Source organism: Chroogloeocystis siderophila 5.2 s.c.1 (assembly GCF_001904655.1).
GTDB classification, from domain to species: domain Bacteria; phylum Cyanobacteriota; class Cyanobacteriia; order Cyanobacteriales; family Chroococcidiopsidaceae; genus Chroogloeocystis; species Chroogloeocystis siderophila.
Genome location: NZ_MRCC01000027.1, coordinates 19,380 through 42,612 on the forward strand (window position 1 = coordinate 19,380; position 23,233 = coordinate 42,612).

Annotated in this window: 21 protein-coding genes; 12 read left to right on the forward strand and 9 right to left on the reverse strand. The window is 44.0% G+C overall.

Annotation, left to right across the window (positions count from 1 at the left end; translation table 11 throughout):
• The first annotated feature begins 10 nt into the window (after window positions 1–10).
• The 4 genes from lexA to NIES1031_RS21880 all read left to right on the forward strand — a co-directional run bounded on the left by lexA (window position 11) and on the right by NIES1031_RS21880 (window position 4,698).
• Complete coding sequence (gene lexA / locus NIES1031_RS21865; RefSeq protein ID WP_073551554.1) at window positions 11–616, forward strand: transcriptional repressor LexA; 606 nt, start codon at window positions 11–13, stop codon at window positions 614–616.
• A gap of 184 nt (window positions 617–800) precedes the next feature.
• Complete coding sequence (locus NIES1031_RS21870) at window positions 801–2,309, forward strand: DNA phosphorothioation system restriction enzyme (RefSeq protein WP_073551555.1); 1,509 nt, start codon at window positions 801–803, stop codon at window positions 2,307–2,309.
• Window positions 2,310–2,586: 277 nt separating this feature from the next.
• Entirely contained in the window at window positions 2,587–3,771 is a 1,185-nt protein-coding gene (gene dxr, locus NIES1031_RS21875) for a 1-deoxy-D-xylulose-5-phosphate reductoisomerase (RefSeq protein WP_073551556.1), read from the forward strand.
• Window positions 3,772–4,368: 597 nt separating this feature from the next.
• On the forward strand, window positions 4,369–4,698 hold the full coding sequence (locus NIES1031_RS21880) for a hypothetical protein (protein ID WP_073551557.1): 330 nt from the start codon (window positions 4,369–4,371) through the stop codon (window positions 4,696–4,698).
• A 103-nt stretch (window positions 4,699–4,801) separates the two neighbouring features.
• Here NIES1031_RS21880 and rpsN read toward each other — a convergent pair whose 3' ends face one another.
• The 6 genes from rpsN to NIES1031_RS21910 all read right to left on the reverse strand — a co-directional run bounded on the left by rpsN (window position 4,802) and on the right by NIES1031_RS21910 (window position 10,346).
• Window positions 4,802–5,104, reverse strand: coding sequence for a 30S ribosomal protein S14 (gene rpsN, locus NIES1031_RS21885; RefSeq protein ID WP_015189741.1), 303 nt, complete (start codon window positions 5,102–5,104; stop codon window positions 4,802–4,804).
• A 217-nt stretch (window positions 5,105–5,321) separates the two neighbouring features.
• Complete coding sequence (locus NIES1031_RS21890; RefSeq protein WP_073551558.1) at window positions 5,322–6,254, reverse strand: DMT family transporter; 933 nt, start codon at window positions 6,252–6,254, stop codon at window positions 5,322–5,324.
• Window positions 6,255–6,568: 314 nt separating this feature from the next.
• Window positions 6,569–7,279, reverse strand: a complete 711-nt coding sequence (nth, locus tag NIES1031_RS21895) for an endonuclease III (protein WP_073551572.1) — start codon at window positions 7,277–7,279, stop codon at window positions 6,569–6,571.
• On the reverse strand, window positions 7,279–8,367 hold the full coding sequence (rseP, locus tag NIES1031_RS21900; RefSeq protein ID WP_073551559.1) for an RIP metalloprotease RseP: 1,089 nt from the start codon (window positions 8,365–8,367) through the stop codon (window positions 7,279–7,281). The genes nth and rseP overlap by 1 nt, the downstream gene beginning before the upstream one ends.
• A 37-nt stretch (window positions 8,368–8,404) precedes the next feature.
• Window positions 8,405–9,697 carry a serine--tRNA ligase gene (serS, locus tag NIES1031_RS21905; protein WP_143167849.1) on the reverse strand — a complete coding sequence of 431 codons (1,293 nt, stop codon included), beginning with the start codon at window positions 9,695–9,697 and terminating at the stop codon, window positions 8,405–8,407.
• A gap of 67 nt (window positions 9,698–9,764) precedes the next feature.
• Entirely contained in the window at window positions 9,765–10,346 is a 582-nt protein-coding gene (locus tag NIES1031_RS21910; RefSeq protein WP_073551561.1) for a DUF3611 family protein, read from the reverse strand.
• A gap of 753 nt (window positions 10,347–11,099) precedes the next feature.
• Between NIES1031_RS21910 and NIES1031_RS21915 the strand changes: the two genes are divergently transcribed.
• Window positions 11,100–11,462 (forward strand): PadR family transcriptional regulator, encoded by a 363-nt coding sequence (locus NIES1031_RS21915; RefSeq protein WP_073551562.1) that lies wholly within the window; start codon window positions 11,100–11,102, stop codon window positions 11,460–11,462.
• Window positions 11,463–11,494: 32 nt separating this feature from the next.
• Window positions 11,495–12,034, forward strand: a complete 540-nt coding sequence (locus NIES1031_RS21920; RefSeq protein ID WP_143167850.1) for a cofactor assembly of complex C subunit B — start codon at window positions 11,495–11,497, stop codon at window positions 12,032–12,034.
• Between the two features lie 165 nt (window positions 12,035–12,199).
• On the opposite strand, the gene NIES1031_RS21925 is transcribed toward NIES1031_RS21920, so the two are convergent.
• Window positions 12,200–12,511, reverse strand: a complete 312-nt coding sequence (locus tag NIES1031_RS21925; protein ID WP_041918665.1) for a DUF3155 domain-containing protein — start codon at window positions 12,509–12,511, stop codon at window positions 12,200–12,202.
• 295 nt (window positions 12,512–12,806) lie between these two features.
• Here NIES1031_RS21925 and NIES1031_RS21930 point away from each other — a divergent pair, with 295 nt between their 5' ends.
• Complete coding sequence (locus tag NIES1031_RS21930; RefSeq protein ID WP_073551564.1) at window positions 12,807–14,150, forward strand: GAF domain-containing sensor histidine kinase; 1,344 nt, start codon at window positions 12,807–12,809, stop codon at window positions 14,148–14,150.
• Between the two features lie 88 nt (window positions 14,151–14,238).
• On the opposite strand, the gene NIES1031_RS21935 is transcribed toward NIES1031_RS21930, so the two are convergent.
• Window positions 14,239–15,501 carry an S-layer homology domain-containing protein gene (locus tag NIES1031_RS21935; RefSeq protein ID WP_073551565.1) on the reverse strand — a complete coding sequence of 421 codons (1,263 nt, stop codon included), beginning with the start codon at window positions 15,499–15,501 and terminating at the stop codon, window positions 14,239–14,241.
• A gap of 232 nt (window positions 15,502–15,733) precedes the next feature.
• Complete coding sequence (locus NIES1031_RS21940; RefSeq protein ID WP_073551566.1) at window positions 15,734–16,642, reverse strand: alpha/beta fold hydrolase; 909 nt, start codon at window positions 16,640–16,642, stop codon at window positions 15,734–15,736.
• A 105-nt stretch (window positions 16,643–16,747) separates the two neighbouring features.
• Here NIES1031_RS21940 and NIES1031_RS21945 point away from each other — a divergent pair, with 105 nt between their 5' ends.
• The 5 genes from NIES1031_RS21945 to NIES1031_RS21965 all read left to right on the forward strand — a co-directional run bounded on the left by NIES1031_RS21945 (window position 16,748) and on the right by NIES1031_RS21965 (window position 23,018).
• Window positions 16,748–16,939, forward strand: coding sequence for an NAD(P)H dehydrogenase subunit NdhS (locus NIES1031_RS21945; RefSeq protein ID WP_015189729.1), 192 nt, complete (start codon window positions 16,748–16,750; stop codon window positions 16,937–16,939).
• 63 nt (window positions 16,940–17,002) lie between these two features.
• Window positions 17,003–17,656 (forward strand): HAS-barrel domain-containing protein, encoded by a 654-nt coding sequence (locus tag NIES1031_RS21950; protein WP_073551567.1) that lies wholly within the window; start codon window positions 17,003–17,005, stop codon window positions 17,654–17,656.
• Window positions 17,657–17,912: 256 nt separating this feature from the next.
• Window positions 17,913–20,060 (forward strand): cation:proton antiporter domain-containing protein, encoded by a 2,148-nt coding sequence (locus NIES1031_RS21955; RefSeq protein WP_073551568.1) that lies wholly within the window; start codon window positions 17,913–17,915, stop codon window positions 20,058–20,060.
• A gap of 459 nt (window positions 20,061–20,519) precedes the next feature.
• On the forward strand, window positions 20,520–21,482 hold the full coding sequence (locus tag NIES1031_RS21960) for a UDP-glucuronic acid decarboxylase family protein (RefSeq protein ID WP_073551569.1): 963 nt from the start codon (window positions 20,520–20,522) through the stop codon (window positions 21,480–21,482).
• Window positions 21,483–21,623: 141 nt separating this feature from the next.
• Entirely contained in the window at window positions 21,624–23,018 is a 1,395-nt protein-coding gene (locus NIES1031_RS21965; protein ID WP_073551570.1) for a UDP-glucose dehydrogenase family protein, read from the forward strand.
• Window positions 23,019–23,233: the final 215 nt, after the last annotated feature.

The following is a 23,233-nucleotide window of genomic DNA, read 5'->3' on the forward strand; positions in this document are numbered from 1 at the left end:
CCGAATTATGATGGAACCTCTCACCGAAGCGCAACAAGAATTATATGACTGGTTAACCGAGTATATTCGCCAACACCAGCATTCGCCTTCGATTCGCCAGATGATGCAGGCGATGAATTTGAAATCTCCCGCGCCAATTCAAAGCCGTTTGGAACATTTACGCTTTAAAGGCTATATTGAATGGACAGAAGGTAAGGCAAGAACAATTCGCATACTCAACCGCGCGCAACAAAGTGTTCCTGTTTTGGGTGCGATCGCCGCAGGTGGTTTACTTGAACCTTTCACGGATACTGTCGAACAATTGGATTTTTCGCACTTATTTTTACCGCCGCATACGTATGCTTTGCGCGTAGTTGGTGACAGTATGATTGAAGATCTCATTACCGAGGGTGACTTGGTGATTATGCGCCCAGTATCCGAACCAGAAAAACTGCGCAATGGCACAATTGTCGCGGCGCGAGTAGACGGATACGGTACAACATTAAAACGATTTTACCGGCGCGGCGATCGCGTCACGCTTAAACCCGCAAATGCTAAATATAGACCGATTGAAGTGGCGGCGACACAAGTACAAGTACAAGGTCTTCTTGTTGGCGTTTGGCGCGATTATAACTAAGTAGAGGTCAGGGATCAGGGGTCGGAGGTCAGCGTTAAAAGCGCATTGAGGCAATAACTCTGTGCTTCCGCTCGATTGCTATGGTTAAACAGAGATTTTGTATTTATTAATACTATGCAAGTCAATAATATTACTGTACACTTAAGGAAAGTTGGAAGTCGCTGAAAGTTTGGGGTTGCATCAGATGTATTTACAACAATCTCTTGATAAAACCTATGCGAAGCGATATTCCGACTTTCTGCGCGAGCGCAACCGACTGCGATTAGTCGTCGCCGCAGAAAACAAAAGCGACTATCAAGTTAATCAGATATTGCCTGGGTGTCCGCTTATACCAGCAACAATTCACCTACGTCCGTATCAGCGTCAAGCTGTCGCCAGTTGGTTTGCGAATAATGGTAGAGGGACGTTGAAAATGGCAACGGGTAGCGGTAAGACAATTACGGCGCTGTCTATCGCTGCTGAACTTTATCAAAAAATTGGTTTGCAAGTTGTGCTTATTGTCTGTCCATATCAGCATTTAGTGACACAATGGGCAAAAGAATGCGAGAAGTTTAATCTACAGCCAGTGTTAGCTTTTGAAAACTTGCGTAGTTGGCATTCTACACTATCAACGCAGCTATATAACGTGCGTTCTGGTAATCAACGGTTTTTGAGTGTGATTACAACAAATTCGACGCTCATCAGTGATAGTTTTCAATCGCAATTGCGATATTTTCCTGAGAAAACATTAATTGTGGGAGACGAAGCGCACAACTTAGGCGCACCAAGATTAGAAGAATGTTTACCGCGCAACATCGGTTTACGCTTGGCGCTTTCTGCAACGCCGGAAAGGTATTTTGATGATGTGGGAACGCAATCTTTATTTGATTATTTTGGTTCAGTTTTACAACCAGAGTTTACTTTAAAAAATGCGATCGCCCAAGGTGCTTTGGTACATTATCTTTACTATCCGATTTTGGTAGAACTAACTCATGCAGAAAGTTTAGCTTACGCGAAGTTAACCAAAAAAATTGGACGCGCATTATTATGGCAACAACGCGACAACGTTGCGATAGAGAATTTAGATTATGAAGACTTAACGCCATTACTGGTGCAACGCGCAAGGTTAATTGGTGCGGCGGAAAACAAGTTAAACGCTTTGCGCGATTTGATGAGGAGTCGGCGCGAAACGACGCATACGCTATTTTATTGCGGCGATGGTACGCAAGAAAACCGGCGATCGCGATCGGCAAACGATCAACTTGAAGCTGTCTCGAGAATCTTAGGCTTAGAACTTGGTTATCGAGTCAGTACCTACACCGCCCAAACACCGCTATCAGAACGCGAAAAGTTACGTCATCAGTTTGAAACTGGGGAGTTGCAAGGTTTAGTAGCAATTCGCTGTTTAGATGAAGGTGTGGATATTCCAGCAATTCAAACGGCAGTGATTTTGGCAAGTTCGGGAAATCCTCGGCAATTTATTCAGCGTCGAGGGCGAGTTTTGCGCCCGCATCCAGGCAAAGAACGTGCCACAATTTTTGACATGATTGTTTTACCGCCAGAGTTGGATCGCGAAACTTTAGAAGTTGAACGCAATCTCTTACGCAAAGAGTTACGGCGGTTTGTCGAGTTTGCCGATTTGGCGGATAATGCAGGGGAAGCCAGGCTGAAATTGTTAGACTTGCAAAAAAGATACGGTTTGTTGGATTTTTAGGAAGCATTACAATTATAGATATCCTTTGACTTCCTTCGGGGCTACTTAAACGAAGTTGACGAGCGCACACTGTGCGTAAGAGTTTTATGAGTAAGTCCACGGGGGTGGACTTTGTTTATTGAGTAGCGAATTTATCCGCAATTCCTCTCTAAAATTGGAGGGCTAGTTATATTTCAACTTAGCAATTGTAAAAAGAGACTGCGGCGATTTTAAAGTTAATAGAACGCTTGTCCCCTTAGAATCTTATATTGGAATTACTGCTGATTCTTAAATTGTTGTGAAAGCGATTACTCTTCTTGGCTCCACTGGCTCTATCGGTACGCAAACCCTCGATATTGTAGCGCAGTATCCCGATCAATTTCGGATTGTGGGTTTGGCAGCTGGGCGTAATGTAGAAATGCTTGCGGCTCAGATTCGACAGTTTCGACCAAGTATCGTTGCAATTTGTGTGGAAGACAAACTGCCCGAACTCAAAGAAGCGATCGCCGATCTGGATCCACAACCAATTTTGCTCGCGGGTGAAGCTGGAATCGTTGAAGTAGCGCGTTATGGTGAAGCGGAAACTGTTGTGACAGGAATTGTCGGCTGTGCGGGCTTATTACCAACAATTGCAGCGATTGAAGCGGGTAAAGATATCGCTTTAGCTAACAAAGAAACGCTGATTGCAGGTGGTCCGGTTGTGCTACCGTTAATCGAGAAATACGATGTAAAAGTATTACCAGCAGACTCCGAACATTCCGCAATTTTTCAATGTCTTCAAGGTGTACCTGATAAAGGATTGCGGCGGATTTTACTCACAGCCTCTGGTGGTGCTTTTCGCGATCTGCCTGTGGAGAAGTTAGCGCAAGTTAAAATTGCAGATGCCTTAAAACATCCTAACTGGTCAATGGGTAAAAAAATTACGATTGACTCGGCGACGTTGATGAATAAGGGCTTGGAAGTTATTGAGGCGCATTTTCTCTTTGGGCTTGACTATGATCGCATCGATATTGTCATCCATCCGCAAAGTATTATTCACTCGTTGATTGAACTGCAAGATACTTCAGTGTTAGCGCAGTTAGGATGGGCGGATATGCGTTTACCGTTGTTGTATGCATTATCGTATCCTGAACGCATTTATACAAACTGGGAACCTCTCGACTTGGTAAAGGCAGGGAATTTGACGTTTAAAGCCCCCGACCACCAGAAATATCCTTGTATGCAACTTGCTTACGCAGCAGGTAAAGCTGGCGGATCAATGCCAGCAGTATTGAACGCAGCTAACGAACAAGCGGTAGCATTATTTTTAGAAGAGAAAATTCGCTTTTTAGATATTCCTCGGTGTATTGAACAAGTGTGCGATCGCCATACCGCAGATAATTGTACAAATCCATTGCTAGAGGACATTGTGAACGCGGATCGTTGGGCAAGACAAGAAGCGATCGCTGTTTGTGAAGCGTTGGATAGTAGGATGGTTCGTTAGCTTCAATAGGAAGATTTTTGCTTCATAAATCCACGCTAGTTGCTCAACGCGAGGAATCCCCCAATCTTAGGGGACTTCCGAGCCGGCTCTGCTTCAAAGTCCCCCTGGGATTATGCAGGGCTGATACATTGACAGAAGGAAAAAAGCCTTTGGAGAGCATGCGCCAGTTATCGAATCGCAGCGGTCAGCAAGGCAAACCACTGCGGGCGCCACAAGTTGAGGGACTTCCGAGCGGAGGATAGTTGCCAAGACCTGCACACAAGGGCGTGCTGTCCTCCTGGAGAACCAGTTTCTTCAGCCAAGGCCAGCGTCGCGGTGCCAAAGTTCACGAAGGAGACGAACCGGCGGTGCAGGCGCAGGCAGCGAACCGATTCTTTTCCTCTACCTAAAGTGATGAAAGATGGGTAACTCTGACTCCTGACCTCTACTATATTTAAAGATCGTACATTTTTGAGGTGAAATAGTGCATCTGTACTCTTATGCAATTTTACTTATCACTAACTTGGCGTTACATTAAAGGCTGAGGCGTTTGATATTACTTTAAAATCTAAATAAAGCTTGATTAGTTGCAAGCTAGTGTTTACAAGCCGAGTTACAATGTCAGAGCCAATTCCACCGATTACTCTGCCTCCAGCAGAAAACCCGCAAACTGAAGGCGAGTGGCTACAACACGTTTTACAGCGGTGGCTTGATGAAGAGTTTCTTCCTGAACCAGGAAATCACCAAATTGCACAACGCGCAGCCCAAATCTTTGTTCGGCAAAGAATGGAAGGCGAAAACGATTTAGGTTCGCTGGTGCTTGCGATTGTGACTGAAATGCAAGCTTTTGATTTTTCGCAAAGTTTTTATGGCGAATTTGCGATCGCCAATGCAGTTAGTGACTTACTTTTAGATAGTTTAGGTATTGATCGCTGTTGTGGTCAATAAAGAAGAGGTCGGGAATCGGGGATCAGAGTCGGGGATTAAGAAAGAAGATTTTCTACCCTTAACCCTTCTCACACACTTGTCATTCCCCGTTGCTCTTTTGCTATTACCAGCTAGATTTGACAACTCCAGGAAGTAATCCTTGGTGTGCCCATTCGCGCAATACGTGGCGAGATAGACCAAAATCCCGATAGACTCCTCTAGGACGCCCCGTAACCCAGCAGCGGTTATGCAAGCGTGTTGGTGCGCTATTGCGTGGTAGCTGTTGAATTTGGCGATGAATTTCTAACTTCTCGCGTTGTGAAGTTGCTTGTTCAAACTGCTCAATTAACGCTTCTCGCTTTTGCGCATACTTTGTTACAAGTTTCTGGCGCTTTTTCTCGCGCTCAATCATACTTTTTTTAGCCATGTACAGTTTCCTGAATTAAAGACACCATTCTCTATTCTAACTTTTTGCAGCGGATTGACAACAATTCAAGTAGCAATTCGGAACGCATTCATCAAGTTAATTCAATGATTACTGGCGATTTGAGTATACCAACTGCATTAAATTAATTATTGATCTTGCACAAGCGCGATCGCCTCCTAATCAATCGCGCTTGTGCAAAAATTGTATTCTCAACCTTTTAGTTTCTTCTAGAATGACGTTGGTTCCAACGCAAGTCCCAATAAAGTGTTCCAATCGCGATCAACAACAAGACACCTCCGATAATGCCCGAAGTACCCAAATTTTCACCCAATAGCCACCATGCCAAAATCGTTGAAGTTAACGGCTCAAGTAGGGTAGCAATGCTAGCAACTGTAGCGGGTGTATGACGTATCCCGCTGAAATATAGCACGTAAGCAAAGGCAGTTGTGACAATGCCTAAATACAACAGAGCTATCCAACCGACAAAAGGGTATTGAAGCACCAACCCAGTTATTAACGCGATCGGTAAAAGAAAAACTGCTCCAGCAAAGAAGCTGACTGTGAGTGATTGCAGGGGATGATAGCGTCTTGATAGTAATCGACTACATAGCGTCACCGATGCATATGCCAATGCTGAACTGAGGGCTAAACAAACTCCTAAAATTTGCGATCGCACTGTAATCTGTCCAGGTTGAACATTAACTAGCAATGCTGTTCCTCCAACCGCACACAAACCTGCCAAAAGTATTCCCAGCGTAAACCGCTCATGCAGTATTAGTGAAGCTAGTAGAGCAACCCAAACAGGCGCAGTACAAAGTGTGATGAGTGTAGCAGCTGCCACACCGATGTAGCTAATAGATGTAAAGTAACAGACTTGATAGAACGCAGTCATTGCTCCAGTTAGTAGCATCAACGCCAAATCGCGTTTGGCAATTTGCAACATTTGCCATCCTACTAAAGTACGCGCACAAGCAAAAAACAACACAGGTAGCGAAATCGCTAACCGCAAGAATCCAATTGAGAAGGAATTACCTTCAGACAATGTGTAGATAGTCTGAACAAATATGCCAACTGTCCCCCACAAAATTGCTGAAACCATAATCATCAGCAACCCAAAACTAGCGCCCTCTGGGGCGTTATGATAATTCATTAAAAACCTACCCTTGTTTTGGAACGTCAATCAACGGTTTTGGTAAGGGCAAGATGAAAGTATAAAAAAATTAGCCCAAGGCACAGACTGCAACGAGCAGATTGAACTTTAGTCTACTTTATAGCTTCCTGCCCTATTAAATGTAGGCAGGAGGTGGCGTAACAGTATAACGAACTTTGTACCGAAACATCTCGTTGTTAATTGCTTTAGAGCTTCTTTTGTAAGCTACCACAAACTCAGCGTTAGCAAAAGCAATTCACTGCCAATTCGTAAGATGATTTAAAACTCAAACACCGATAAACAGATTGAGGCGACTAAGTAGCGGGAGTTTGTGCTGGCAAAACTGAAGATAATTCCTGCTGCGGCGGATTCATAAGATTAGCAGATGGACATAAGTCAGCTAGCACACAAGCGTCACACAAAGGATTTCGGGCTTTGCAAATTGCCCGACCGTGATAAATTAATCGAATCGACCAGTTTTCCCAGTCTTCTTGAGGTAATAAGCGCATCAAGTCACGCTCAATATGCAGCGGATCGGTATGCTTTGTTAATCCTAAGCGATACGATAACCGCTTGACATGAGTATCTACTGTTACTCCAACATGGATATCATAAGCATGAGCGAGAACAACATTAGCCGTTTTGCGCGCAACTCCTGGCAACGTTAACAATTTTTCCATCCGCGCTGGCACGTTACCACCGTACTCTTGCACCAAGATGCGACAAGCAGCTTGAATGTTTTTTGCCTTGTTACGATAGAAACCTGTAGGACGAATAATCGCTTCTAATTCAGCAAGATCGGCATTCGCGATCGCCACTGCATCGGGAAACCGCCGAAACAACTCTGGTGTCACTTGATTCACGCGTTCATCAGTACACTGCGCAGAGAGAATCGTCGCTACCAAAAGTTGCACCGGCGTCGCATAATTTAACGTACAAGGGGCTTCTGGATACAATCGCTGCAAGCGATTCAGAATTTCCAGTGCCCGTTGCTTTTTACTTGCCAATTTACGAACAATACTCACTAGAACAAATTCTGCACCCACTCAAGGTTTGCAGTATCGCGCACAATTAAGAAGATACCTAACCCCAACAATAACATGAGTCCTGTTTGCATGACTCCGTCTTGAATATGGGTAGGTAGAGGCTTACCACGCAAGCCTTCAATAAGTAAAAACGCGAGTTGTCCGCCATCTAACGCAGGTAGCGGCAGAATATTAATCAAAGCCAGGTTAACGCTGATTAACGCTGCAAATTGAAAGAGGTTTCCTGCATCCGATTGAGCGATACTTGCGCCAATTTCTACAATTTTTACAGGACCTGCGACTTGATCGGCGGTTTGACTAAAGTTACTAATTAACTGAACAAAACCTTGCCCTGTCAAAACGACAATTCGCTGAAATTCAGTCGCACCTGTCGTAAACGCTTCTATGATATTGCTTGCACGCTGACGTTCGACTTTACCATTAGGCGCTAATTGTACGCCGATGCGTCCTTGACCATCTTCACCAGCTTCGGGTGTGACGTTCAGCGAAATGGTTTCGTCGTTGCGTTGAATTGTCAGTGGTAATGATTGATTTGGGTGTTGTTGGATCACCTGGCGTAGATAAGATAGTGCTTCTTGCGAAGCGGGTAATTCTTTCCCATCTACACTGATAATAATGTCTCCTGGCTTGATACCAGCTTGGGCAGCTACACTTGTTTGTTCGGTAACAACTGCCGGAACTAAAACGCCAGGCTCAAAATTAAGTTGCGGCGCGCCAACTGTACCAATCTGGATTACGAGTAATAAATAGGCAAAGATCAAGTTAGCAATAACGCCTGCACTAATCACTATTGCCCGATCAAGCACAGGACGATTGCGTAGTAAATTAGGATCGTTGGGCGGAATTTTGCTATCGGGATCGTCATCAGGAAACCCAACATACCCACCTAAAGGAAATGCCCTGACAGCATACTCAGTTTCCTTTCCCTGGTACTTTAACAAAACCGGACCAAAGCCCAGCGAGAAACGGTTAACGTGGATACCTTGAGACCTTGCTGCAATAAAGTGTCCCAGTTCGTGTACCACGATCAATAGCGCTAAAACTGCGATCGCTGCCAAAACTGACATAGATATACTCTATTTATCATTTACACATTTCTTTATTTTAAGACGTTGTTTTCGTTAACACCTCTTGCCTGAGATAAGGTTGCAGTGCTTCGGGGATGCGTACGGTTTTGTCAGGCTGTTGGTAGTTCTCCAAAATTGCCGCCATTGTGCGTCCTACCGCTAATCCTGAACCATTGAGTGTGTGCACAAACTGCGTGCCTTTTTTACCACTTTCTTTAAAGCGAATTCCACCGCGTCGGGCTTGAAAATCTCGACAGTTAGAACAGCTAGAGATTTCGCGATATTTATTTGCCGAAGGTAGCCAAACTTCTAAATCATACGTCTTTGCTGCCGAGAAGCCTAGGTCACCTGTACACAATTCCAAGACGCGATACGGTAGCTTCAATTCTTGTAAAATCGCTTCAGCATTTGCAACTAACTGTTGATGTTCGTGTTCTGAAGTCTCAGGATGAACTAATTTGTAAAGTTCGACCTTATTAAATTGGTGTAGGCGAATTAAACCGCGTGTATCTCTTCCATAACTTCCTGCTTCTCTTCTAAAGCAAGGAGTATACGCACAGTGATTTATTGGTAAATCTTCAGCCGCAAGGATTTCTTCGCGATAAAGGTTCGTAATGGGAACTTCTGCTGTTGGACTTAACCATAAATCATCTGCTGCACACTTGAAACTTTCTTCAGCAAACTTTGGCAATTGACCTGATGCTGTCAGCGATTGAGTATTAATTAGAATTGGTGGTAAAACTTCTGTATAACCTGCTGCAATTTGCCGATCAAGCATAAAATGAATTAACGCTCTTTCTAACGCTGCACCTGCACCAATTAATGTCACAAAACGACTTTGGGCAACTTTTACCGATCGCTCAAAATTTAAAATTCCCAAATGTTCGCCAATTTCCCAATGCGGTAAAATATCGGAATTTTGCGGAAGATACTCATCGCCCCAACGTCGAAGTACGACGTTATCTTCTTCACTCTTACCAAACGGAGTTGATTCACTCGGTAAATTGGGTATTGTCAACAACAAAGCTTCTAATTGCGACTTAATCTCTCTTTCTTGTGGTTCGAGTTCACCGATTTGGTTTTTGATATCGTTTCCTTCTTGACGCAAACTTTGAATTTCTGCGCTTTGCGGATCACTGCCTGCTTTGATTTTTTTTCCGACAAGTTTACCAATTTCGTTACTGCGGGCTTGTAGGTGCGATCGCTTCGCTTCAAGTTCTCTTTGTTGTTGGTCGAGTGTTAAAATCGGTTGCAAATCATAGTTTCCACGGCTTTGCAACCTTTCTTGTACGAATGATAGATTTTCTCGAATCTGCTTAATATCCAGCACAGACTTATTCCTGTTCTTGCCAATACAACAGAATACAACGCTTATGCCTATTCTGCCGCGATTTGGACTAGTTTTTATTGATGCGTGCTAAGAGAAACAGCGAAGCAACAAGTCCCGAAAAATGAGCCGCTACCGTATTTGTATTTGCTTGAACTACCAATATATCTAATGGGCGAATGAGTTGTTGAGGATTGTAAATCGCTGCGCCTAAACCTGTTTGCGGTAAAGAAAAAGACCTCAGTAGTAATGTACCTGCGATCGCCTGCGCCCCCAAGATCGTCAAGAGCATTCCGACCAAATTCACAATCAATCCTAAGCGCAGAATTTGAATTGTATCCGCCTTGCGTGGGCGAGTAGTAACATTTGCCGAAAGTAAACGTTTACCAATACGCGTGTAACGAAACGCTAAGTAAATGCCTAAACCTAATGTAACTAATCCACTCACGGCTAAAACGATGCCAATCCCTGTTCCTGGACTTTGTTGCGCCGCTGGTGAGGTATCTCGACTCACACTCGCCGACAGCAACACAACAGCCGAAATTACAGCTAAAACTAACTGAGTCCAAAAACTAAGCCAGCCAGCTATCCGAAATGCGATCGCAATTCGTTGCAACCCCGAAGGCAGCGAAGAATCTGACTTGTTAACCATCGTTCTAGTTTCAAGTAGCAGTACCTATAACTAGATTCTTATCACATTTGTTAGTGCTGCTGACAGCGCACTTAGGAAGAAGTTGCATGAACTTGACGAACATTCAATTGCGACTTGTTCAGACAAAGCGTGAATTTCTTGGGTAGTTTTGTCATCCACTCATCAATAATTTACTTATTTTCCGCATACTTAAGTCATAAATAAAATCGCTTTTCACTTGTTCTACTTTTTTCTCTGGCTAAGTTTTTTTACTTATAATTGTTTCGTGTGATGTGCGCTCTAGTTTACAAAATTTGAAACTCAAGTTATTTATAATTTATTTTTGACTACCCAGATATTTTTTCTCTATTAATCAAATATCTAATTTAGGAAGTTTAGCTTATGAGTACATTCAAGATAAGTATTTATAGTTCTAGTTGAGGGCTGAAGGTTCTTTGTTTGTTTTCGATTATTTTCCTACACGCAGAAAATATATATCATTTTTGAAGGTTATTTAGAATTAGTTATGTCTGCTTGCTGGTCACAGATACGCATTTAATAACATTAAAGTAATGTTAGTCTTCTATTCATAAAAATTCGCAGAAAAAAGCAAATTAAAAGTATAGAATTACTAAACGGCGTGCGTCTTTCAAATAGCCAGTAGGTAACTGGCATTTCAGTCGATTGGCAATGAGGACATAAATAGTTTTTATGATAGCTACCTGTTGTGATACTTGAATTTAGCCCTAGACGCATTAAGCGGTTTAAAAAAAAATGAAAATTCATGAAATCTATGAGTTTTTTCAAAACCCTCCTCCAACTTATTTATGCCAAGAATTAGCCGTATGTTATGTATTGTCAGTATTGCTAGAAACTGAGTCTTATGGAACAGAGTTAATTCAACGTTTAGAGAACAAATATCCTCTATACCGCCTTTCTGACACTGTTTTGTACAGCGCTCTCAAATTTCTTGAAGATGAAAAGGCTATTACTGGCTACTGGCGCAAAGTAGAAGGTCGTGGACGTCCGCGCAGGATGTATCAAATCAATCCTGATTGGTTGCCGCAGGCTCAAGAATTAGCACGCTTATGGCAAGGATATGCGAATAGTGGTATGCGTGTAACAAATCATCAATAATTAAAAGAAAACGTTGCACACTGTAACGACAAATGATGAGTGTTACATCTCTTGCTTCTACGTTGGTACTGACTTTGCTACTAGCAGTCGGGCTATTTTTCTTTATTCGAGCATCGGTCAAAGATCGTACGCAAGAAGTTACTCTTGTCTTTGAACAAGAGGAAACCTCTTTGCTAGAGCAATTACAGCAGTATTTTGCTCGTCGCTCATATCGCCTATCTACGGTTGACTCAGAACGAAATCAAGTTACATATGAGGGATTTGTTAAGCCGAGCATTTTCTTAGCAATATTTTTATCGTCGCTTGCAGCGATCGGAATTTTGTGTTTAGCACTTGTCTGGTCTTTACTCTTCCCGAACTTGAGTTCAATCTTCCTTGGTTTAGTGCTACTATCTCCTATGGCTGGCGTGTTTTATTGGAAAAAAGCTGCTCGTCCGGAGCAAGTTTTGCTCAAGCTTTCCAATCAGACCGACAAGCTACAGCATGAGTTACAAAGCCAAATTACAGTTGTTGCTCATAGAGATGAGCTAATTGAGCTACAGCGATCGCTCAAGTTAAAGCCTTGTGAGTAAAGCTCACTACTGCAATAAAATACCCCACCTAGATTTCCGGTCTTGAGTGGGGTAAAAATCAAAAATGCTTTGCTCCAATATTTGGCAAGTACTAGCTAGCTTTGCACGAAAGTCTTTTTTCGCAATTGCTAACGAGCTTGCCATCCATTGAGTCAACGGCTGTATTCATTTGCGAACAGCTAGGCTGTCTTGTTCTGGAGATTCTAACGTTCTCAAACTGGGAAACAAAAAATGGTTCTCTTCCACGTATTGTGCCCCGAATAGACCTTTTTCTGCCCAAAAATAACGGTCTGTTGTATGTTCGTTCCGTTTTACTAGTAGCAGCGCCGGTGGTAAAATCCCCTCCGCTTGAATGAATTTTCGCGCGGCTGTCACAGGTTTATCTTCACCACTTTCGATGCTAAATTGGGCAACGTGTTCGAGGATTCGGCGTCCTTCTTGGCGACGACGACTTTTGCGCTTCCGTCTCCTTGCCAACCTCTTTCCCTCCTCTTTCAAGCTGCATATTGTAGTCATGGTTACAAAAGCCGTCGTCAGTATATGAGATTGAGATGGAAAAATCAACTTTTGTTAAGGTTTTGATACAAAGTTGTTGAGCTTAGCTCAGGTGGATAATCTTAAAATTTATAACTCCAGATTGAGTCAAGTAGTAACTTTATAATTTTTAAATAGTTAGTATGTCGCCATAATGAAAAGGTAATAGGTAATAAATAGTCACCAATTACCAGTTACCAATCTTAACAAGCGATTCGCGTTATAGAGTAATTTATTGATGTCTGCCAGTTCTGAGTTAGTTGCGCTATGTCGATCACAGGTTGCTTTACTGACCCAAAGTTTAGGAGCATCCTTAAGTGTTGTGTACCTAACCGAAGAACTGCGAGAAGAAGGGGAATCACAAACAAAGTTAATTCCTGTAGTTGTTTATCCAGAATCAGCTGCTTGGCAAGCGGCAACAGCTTTAACACTTGTCCCAAAACTTAAGAATAGTTTACTACCGCTGCTATCTGATACACAAAGCTTTGCACCATCAGACGCTGTATTTCCACATATGTCAAATACAGATCGCACAGAAGATACAGCGGCGCATGACTACAATTTGTTACCTAGCACGCAAATTGTTTTGCCCTTGATGCATGACAACAGTTTCATGGGGTTGCTCGTGACAAATCGAGAGCATAAACCCTGGAATGAACGCGAACGTCATGAAATTGAACACGTTGCGCAAACACTGGCACTAGCAAGAGTACTCGACAAACGTCGCGAGTGGTACGAACAGCAGCTTACTCAACAGCAATCTTTAATGCAGACGCAACGCGATTTGCTCGATAATTTATTGCATCAATTGCGTAACCCGTTAACAGCATTGCGGACATTTGGCAAACTTTTAATTAAACGCTTTGTTCCAGGAGATGCGAATCGTAAAGTCGCAGAAAATATCGTTAGAGAGAGCGATCGCATTCAAGAATTACTCAAACAGTTTGACCGAATTATTGAGCTAACGCCACAGACCGAACCTGATCCCGAAAAATCTTTGTCGGTCACTCCTTTGGTTCTAGAAAGAACAGTTGAACCAGTCACAAAACCTTTAGTGCTGCTACCAAATATCAGCGAAAATATAGAACCATGTTCGGTTGTTGATATTCTCGAACCGCTGCTAGCTAGCGCTAATGCGATCGCGCAAGAACGCAATTTAAACGTTCACTTTGAGATTCCTGCTGATTTAGGCTTAGTCCAGGCTAATCGCGTAGCTTTAAGAGAAGTCTTCAGTAATTTACTTGATAATGCCTTAAAGTACACGCCAGCAGGCGGAGAAATTCACATTCAAGTGGAACCCAAAGAAGATTTTCAAAGTATTGCAATCAGTGATACTGGTCCAGGAATTCCCGCACAAGATTTAGAGCATATGTTTGAACGACACTATCGGGGTGTGCAAGCCGCATCACAAATTCCTGGCACAGGTTTAGGGCTTGCGATCGCGAAAGATTTAGTCGAACAAATGCAAGGAAAAATTGAAGTTTTTAGCCCTGCCAAGCACTTTACAAACTCAAATGATAGTAATCCTGGAACGACTTTTGTTGTGTGGCTTCCAGTAGTAAAAAAAGCGATTAACAATTAGCTAACCGCTCTAATTCACAAATCTAGAGGTCGGGGTATAACAATCGCAGGTGATTGCTTGTGTAGTTTGTGTTACACTACTGCGGTTGTTACTGTTGCTGTGTTGTACCAGGAGTTAGCACTAAATCCGAACCGAGTGTCAGTTGTAAGTCGGTCTCAGGATCGATCGCAACAAGGTCAACGCTGTCTCGACCCAAGAATAAACCGAGTAAAGCACCAACACCAGCACCACCTAGGACTTCTTCAGTTGCGATCGCGCGGTCTCCAGTGACCGCAGAAATGGCAGCAGCAGCAGCAGCACCTAAAGCCGCATTGCGCACAATTCGACCCGCATTCGCGCCGCGACGCACGCGTTCAGTACGAGTAATCACTTCTGAAGTAGCATCAAACGAATAACGCCGACCGCTAGCCAAAACTAACTCGCGGGCAACAAATTGCGATCCTCCTTCCGCTGGTCGCAGTTCGCCAACAACTTGGCTACCTGCGGGAATCAATACTGTACCATCGCGCGTAATAATGTTCTGTGCGACTGTCAGCGTTAAAGGTGCAGTTTCTTCGCGCGTGACTAAGATTCTTTCGGCTTGGTCGTAGCGTACTGGAAGACTTGTGCCGCTAGGAATTGTAACAGTTGCGGGTGCTGTTGGTTGCTGTGCTTGTCCGACAACATAAGGCGAATTCACTGCGGCGACTTGCCCTGCACTTGCTAAAGCTTGATAGATGAATGCGGCAACATCTGCACGTGTTGCCGTTTGTGTTGGATTGAGAAACTGAACATTCGGATAATTTACGACAATCCGTCGCTCAGTTGCGGCAGCGATCGGAGCGCGAGCATAGCTAGAAACAGCGTTCGCGTCGGCATAAAATTGGCTCAAGACGCTGTTAGCGTCGTTAGTTGCAGTGTAGTTAAGACCGTTAGCTAGCGAAACTAAAACTTGCTCGCGGGGAATATTTTGATTTGGTTCAAAACGATTGCCAGGATAGCCTGCTAGAAAGCCCGTTGTGTAAGCTTGCTGAATCGCTGCTGCACCCCAAAAGTTTGATGGTACGTCGGTAAATTGTACTGCGGGTCTTTGCCCTGCGCGTGGAAAAGCCCGACTCACCATCGCCGCAAATTGAGCGCGTGTCACTGGCTCTTCTGGTCGGAAACTATTATCAGGAAACCCAGCAATAATGTTTCTGCTTGCGAGCTCTGCAATAAAGGGAGTCGCCCAATAGTTAGCTGGAACATCAGCAAAAGTAGACGCTTGCGCAAACGATGGCGCAGGTGTTACAAGCGGAGCAACGGCACCAATGGTTATCCCCAAAGCCATTAGTCCAGCGGTTCCCGATTGCCAGTGCTTGAAAGTAGACATTGTCAAGGACTCTCCGAAAAAGATTTGGTAGCTATCTAGAATGAGTAGACATTAGCAGGAAATGAAGGTTCCTATAATTAACTAATGCCGGAAACAAGTTAATTTAAGCGTGAAAAAGCGTAAATATTGCTCTTTTTAAAGCAATATTCCCCACTGCCTGCTAAAAAATAATGACGTACGGTTGACAAATTAGTTGCTTTAGTATCCACACAAATTTGTAACTTAAAACACATTAGGCAGCGAGTGTCTGAAGATAGAGTTGTAATAAACCAATGACGATTTCAGGTGTTTCCAAATGCGGTAAGACACCTGTAGATGCGATCGCTTGAAATTCACGAATCGCCTGCGGGTTTAATTGTGCAAGTCGTCTTCCGAGATCGAGTGATGTAAATTGTGCAGCTTCTCCCCAAATCATCGCCGTTGGTACGGCTAGCTGTGGGATATACCGTGCTAAATCAAAGTAAAGCTCTCCTTGTAAAAAGGCAAGCGCGGCGTATTTGGCATTAGGTTGTTGTGCCGACGTTAAGTAAGCGGCTACCATTTCTTCCGTCACGCGGTCGGGTTTGGCAAAGAGAAATTGCTGAAGAAAGTTGCGGACGGCAATTTCATTTTGTGCGCCGACAGTGTAAATTAAATCATTTAAGAGCGGTGTACCAATCAGTTGTAGTGGTAATCGACGTCCTGCACCTTGTCCAAAATCGTCAAACCCAGAAGGACAAACAAGAACCAGCGATTGAAATAAATTCGGTTGTTGAACCGCAAGGCGAATAACCAATGCTGCGGTCAAAGAAGAAGCAACAGCGATCGCACGATGAGGGCAAGTTTTTTGCATAAATTCGGCAATCGTTGTCAGATAGTCATCGATTTGATAATTGCGCACAGGATGCGTCGATTGACCCCAACCGATTAAATCAGGCGCTAAAACTCGATAGCCGTTCGCAAAAGCAGGGTACACTTTAGACCACTCATAAGCAGAAGCCCCGCCACCAAAGTTATGTAAAAACACTAAAGATGGTGTCGTTTCATCTTGCCGGAATGTAGTCGATGCCCATATCGTATCAACAGGAGTGTAGTAGACCATTAACCCCAATGATGTTTGTACAACTCCTTGACCAAAGCCTGGAGGTTGAAACTGTAGCATAAAGATTTTGGATGGAAATTGAGTCAAAAACGAATATAGACGATCGTCTGGGAGCAGGCGTTTTTAGTAAGCTATTAGAAGCAAAACATAACGAGAGATAAAGCAATGATTCTGCCTGGAACTGCTGTACGCGTCACAAATCCTAACGATACTTACTACCGTTTTCAAGGACTCGTCCAGCGCGTGAGTGATGGTAAAGCTGCGGTGCTGTTTGAGGGAGGTAACTGGGATAAGCTAGTTACTTTCAACCTCTCAGAACTCGAACCTGTAGAGACTGGACGCAAAAAAGCCAAATAACCTGCTTTGAGTAACGCAGTGCCTTTCTCTCTGACCTCTGACCTCTGACCTCTGACCTCTTTTATGCGCCTTCCCCTACCACAATTTGCCACAGGCGATCGTGCTCCAAATCATATTGCTGAGGTGATTGAAACCTCAACAACCGAATTTTTGGCGCAGTGTCTAGAACCCGAAGACTTAAGCTTTCCTGTAATGCCGCCATTTGGCAGTTGGGTAAAATCTGTTGATGAAGAATCGGGTAATCAAGTCTACGCGGTAGTATATTATGCTACGACGATGCCGATTGACTCGATTCATCGGGCAAGAGCATTAGGCTTATCGTTACAAGACTTACGCGAACAACAACCGCAAATCTTCGCAATGCTCAAGACTGAGTTTAGAGCAGCGATCGTGGGATTTGAGCGACCAATTGAAGCGCGATCGCAACAACGTTTTTATCAGTATTTACCACCACGCCCACCGCAGATCCATCAAGCTGTTTATCATTGCGAACCGGAAACGATTGTTGCTTTCTCTGAACAGTTAGATTTCTTAAGAACTTTGCTACAAGTCAACGGTGCGCCCGTAGAAGCGCTAACAGCTGCGGCGATTCGTGAAGTTTATCATTTACGCAAAGCTGACCGCGAATGGTTAGTCAAGGCGGGGAGAACATTAAGTGTATTACTCAAAGACGACTATGATCGCTTGAAAGTTGTTCTTAGCCAAATTCATCCCTAAAAGAAGTCAGGCAATAAAGTCTTCATCTTAGTGTACCAAGGTACACTTTGCTGGAGTAGCCACGAAGGAAGTCGGAAGGCATCGTAATGCTGACTCCTTTTTAATCAATTCAACATACAATTTCAGGAAGCGGGATCGCAATTTGATGTAGGGAAAAATTATCAAGTTTTCGTTGCCTTCGTTGTCTTCCTTGCTCTTGTAGATGCTAACAGGCTGACTACACGAATCCCCCTAGCTTTTTTCCTCAGTGCTATCTATGTCATTCCTTTACGTCCTTGCAGTGGAACCGGCTTCCGAAGTTCTCACAAAAGAGCCAATCGTTCCTTTTGTGATTTTACTAATAGTCATTCTTGTCGTACCGATTATATTTGAACGGCTGCAACTACCGGGTTTGGTTGGGTTGCTGCTAGCGGGAGTTTTACTTGGACCTAATGTTTTAAACTTATTTCAAACTGAACAGCCAACAATTAGATTACTATCCAACATTGGTTTAGTTTACCTCATGTTTGTCGCTGGACTGGAAGTGGACATGGAACAGTTCCGGCAAACGCGTAACAAATCATTGGGGTTTGGGACTTTTACATTCTTAGTACCGCTGATTGTCGGAACACTCGTTGGGCGAATTTTTGGCTTTGGCTGGAACGCATCAATCTTAATTGGTTCGCTATTTGCTTCGCATACGCTGCTGGCGTATCCAATTATTAGCCGCTTGGGAGTCATTAACAACGAAGCAGTTACGGTTACTATTGGTGCCACAATTTTTACAGATATCGGCGCACTTTTAGTATTAGCTGTTTGCGTAGCGATCCATGCTGGAGAGTTTACTGCACTGGGTTTGACGACTTTACTAGGGTCATTATTTCTGTATTCGGCTGCGGTTTTAATCGGCTTTGATTGGGCAGGAAAAGAGTTTTTCCGGCGATCGGGTGATGAGGAGGGAAAGCAATTTCTCTTTGTTTTGCTGGCGGTATTTCTAGCAGCAGTGGGCGCGCAGTTGATTGGGGTAGAAAAAATTGTTGGCGCGTTTCTAGCAGGATTAGCCGTTAATGACGTTGTTGGGGAAGGACCTGTTAAAGAGAAAGTTGTTTTTGTTGGTAGTGTACTGTTTATTCCGATTTTTTTTGTAGATTTAGGTTTATTGATTAATATTCCAGCGTTTGTTGCCAGTATTAGTAATATTTGGCTAACGCTGGCAATTGTTATTGGTTTAATTAGCAGCAAATTCATCGCCGCGTTTCTCGCCAAGTTGATGTATCGCTACAACTGGCTAGAAACACTAACAATGTGGTCTTTGTCGATACCGCAGGTAGGAGCCACCTTAGCAGCTACACTGGTAGGCTATCGCGCCGGATTGCTCAATGAAGGTATGTTGAATAGCGTTATTGTCTTAATGCTCGTAACGGCTACTTTAGGGCCACTGCTAACGAATCGAGTAGCTGTCGGTTTGATGACGTCTACTGTGAGTGTCACTCCAGACGCATCAAAACCATTGTATTTGGATACGACAGACACCGAAAAGCCTCTAACTGTAGTCGTTCCGGTCTATAATCCTGATACGGAGCAATATTTGATTGAAATGGCGGCGTTAATTGCACGCCAAGCACAAGGGCGGCTTGTTCCACTGGCAATTGCTACTACTAGACCTGCACATATGGATGCACCGCAGTTGGAAAGTGCTATGGCAAAAGCTGATGCACTGTTGGATAAAGCGACTGCACTCAGCCACGACTTAGGAGTAACTGCCGAATCTGTACTACGTATTGACGATGCGATCGCGCTTGGTATTACGCGTGCTAGCCGCGAACAAAACGCTAATTTGATTGTCATGGGCTGGGGTAAACGCACGGGCTTTCGCGCGCGCTTGTTTGGCAATGTGATTGATAGTGTATTGTGGGCGTCGCATTGTCCGGTTGCGGTAACGCGCCTGCTCGAATCTCCCACCAAAATTCAACGCATTCTTGTCCCTGTGCAAAACTTTACGCCAGAAGCCTTGCGACCGTTGCGTTTTGCCTTATTGCTGGCTACAGCAATTGGAGCGCAGGTCACTTTGTTAAACGTCTGCGATCGCCGTATCAAACCAAGTAGCATTGCGTGGAACAAATCAAATATCGAGTTACTGTTGTCTAAACTTGCTTTACCGCAAGCTCCTGTTGTTGAAGTTGTCCCTCACGAAAATGTCGCACAAGCGATTACCACCGCAGCTAAAAATTATGATTTAGTTATCTTGCGCTCGATTCAACGTCGCACGAGTGCGGGCGGCTTAGCTATTAGTGACTTGACATCGCAGTTAGTCGCGCAACTTTCAGGGTCGATTGTCCTACTCGGAGAACCACAAAAAAGTAATGCTGCTGTGATTCGAGAGCAATTTCTCCAACGCTCCAACCGTACAAAGTTAGAAAGATAGTAATACCATTTCACTTTGAAGTTGGTACAAATAGGCAGCTTTAGGAGCCTGCGCCGTGCGGAGGTTTACCCTGTTGCGACGACTGGCGTGAGCAGAGGGGCACAGGAGAAATGATTTGTACTTTTTATTGATTGAAATGGTATGAGGTACGATAAAATCTCTAAGATTTTATTAAAGATTTAGTAAATTGTACGCTATTATGCTGTGTTGCTATTTTCAAATCTGATAGCTTGCTATTTAATTTAATTAAATTGGTGCTCAGTTTGCTTTCGCCAAAGTTAATTGAATCCAGAAAAATATTGTCATCTGCGAGCGAGATACAGTAATTATGCCAAAAAAGCAAGAGGAGGTCATCAGATTATTTTGGTGTTGCCTCTTTACCACTGCTTTAAGGCAAGTTACCTTAGACAAAAGCGCGATCGCTGGTTAAATATACTTAATCTAAGTTACTAACAGACTATGAGAATTTTGGTTACGGGTGGTGCTGGTTTTGTCGGTTCCCATCTTATTGATCGGTTGATGGTCGAAGGACACGAGGTCATTTGTCTTGATAACTTCTACACCGGTCACAAGCGTAATATCCTCAAATGGCTGGATCATCCTTATTTTGAATTGATTCGCCATGACATCACTGAAGCGATTCGGTTAGAAGTAGACCAGATCTATCATCTTGCTTGTCCTGCATCTCCAGTTCACTATCAGTACAACCCAGTCAAGACTGTTAAAACCAGCGTCATGGGTACGCTCAATATGTTGGGTTTAGCTAAACGAGTCAAAGCCCGCTTTTTATTAGCTTCCACATCAGAAATCTACGGCGATCCCGAAGTTCATCCGCAAACAGAGGATTACCGTGGAAACGTTAATCCTATCGGAATCCGCTCGTGCTACGACGAAGGTAAGCGAATCGCTGAAACGCTCTCGTTTGACTATCATCGCCAAAATGACGTTGATATTCGTGTGGCTCGAATCTTCAATACCTACGGTCCGCGAATGTTAGAAAACGATGGTCGAGTCGTCAGTAACTTTGTTGCGCAAGCACTCCGAGGCAATCCCTTAACAGTGTATGGAGATGGTTCACAAACGCGTAGTTTCTGCTACGTTTCCGATCTGGTAGAAGGACTAATGCGGTTAATGAACAACGAGCATATTGGTCCGATTAACTTGGGCAACCCAGATGAATACACAATTCTAGAGCTAGCAACTGCGGTGCAGCAGCTAGTCAATCCAGATGCAGAAATTAAGTTTGAGCCTTTGCCTTCCGATGACCCTCGCCGTCGCCGTCCTGACATTACCCGTGCCAAAACTTGGTTGAACTGGGAACCTACAGTACCACTGCCAGAGGGTTTAAAGCTCACTATAGAAGATTTTCGGTCTCGAATTCAAAGCGAGCAACCACTCGAAGCTAGCAAGATAGCAAAGTAGGAGCTTAGAGGTCAGAAGGTCAAGGATTGGGGATCAGGGTAATTGTAAGGACGCTAAAACCTGTAAACCTAAAACTCTGTCATAACTCTAAGTTTTAACTACTTTAACCACCTGTACAACATAACTGAGGATCGATAAAATATGCGTGTTTGCGTAATTGGTACTGGATACGTCGGCTTAGTGACTGGTGCTTGCCTAGCTCATATTGGGCATGACGTCATCTGTGTCGATAATAACGAAGAAAAAGTTAAGTTGATGAAAGCCGGACAGTCACCGATTTTTGAACCAGGACTGTCAGAAATTATGCAGTCGGCGATCGCTGCAAAAAAAATTGAGTTCACAACCGATTTAGGCGCAGGCGTGAACCACGGAGAAATTCTCTTTATTGCTGTGGGAACACCTCCCTTACCAACAGGCGAAAGCGACACCCGCTATGTAGAAGCAGTAGCTCGTGGAATCGGCGCGCATCTCAACGGTGGCTACAAAGTAATCGTCAACAAATCGACAGTACCAATTGGTTCGGGTGACTGGGTGCGCATGCTCGTACTCGATGGCATTGCCGAACGCCAAACCGAAAAAGTTCCTGTTGCTGCGGGTAATCTTAAAGAAGAATTACCCCCAACACAAATAGCTGAGTTTGATATCGTCAGCAACCCAGAGTTTCTCCGCGAAGGATCGGCAGTTTATGATACCTTTAACCCTGACCGCATTGTACTCGGTAGCAATAATCCGAAAGCGATCGCGATGATGCAGGAACTGTACACCCCAATTGTCGAGCGCCAGTTTGCTGAAGAGAAGTCGCTCCCACCAGTACCAATCGTGGTGACAGACCTCAGTTCGGCGGAGATGATCAAGTACGCAGCGAATGCATTCTTGGCAACTAAAATTAGTTTTATCAACGAAGTCGCGAATATTTGCGATCGCGTTGGTGCGGATGTCACGCAAGTTGCTAAAGGTATTGGACTTGACTCGCGCATTGGTAATAAATTCCTGCAAGCTGGTATTGGCTGGGGTGGTTCCTGCTTCCCTAAAGATGTCTCAGCCTTAATTCATACTGCTGATGACTATGGCTATGAAGCGCACCTGCTTAAAGCTGCTGTCAGTGTCAATCAGCGCCAACGCTTGATTGGAGTTGAAAAACTACAACAAGTTCTCAAAATTCTCAAGGGTAAAACCGTCGGCTTACTCGGCTTAACCTTTAAACCGGATACCGATGATATGCGCGATGCACCGGCACTCAACTTAATCGAGCATCTCAATCGTCTAGGAACAAAAGTCAAAGCCTACGACCCCATTGTGTCCCAAAGCGGAATGCGTCATGGTCTTTCTGGCGTGATGGTTGAAACAGACCCTGAGCGCCTTGCAGATGGTTGTGATGCTTTAGTTTTAGTGACCGACTGGAAACAGTTCCAAAATCTCGATTACGAGAAAATGGCAAGCTTGATGAACAATCCTGTCATGATTGATGGTCGTAACTTCCTTGATCGTGAAAAATTACAGCAAGCTGGATTCTACTATGTTGGTGTAGGACGGTAGAAAAAGGGTGAGGAGGAGCCATGGCAAAGTTGTGGAGGTATCCTTATGTGGTATTTTATTTCTCCTCTGCTCTTAGGCACCCTGACCTCTGTCATAGTGTGCTACGGTGTATACACAAGTCTAGACTGGCGTCGTTCCAAGCTATTTCGCCCCCTTGCATCCCCCTGGGATTATGCAGGGCTGATACATTGACAGAAGGAAAAAAGCCTTTGGAG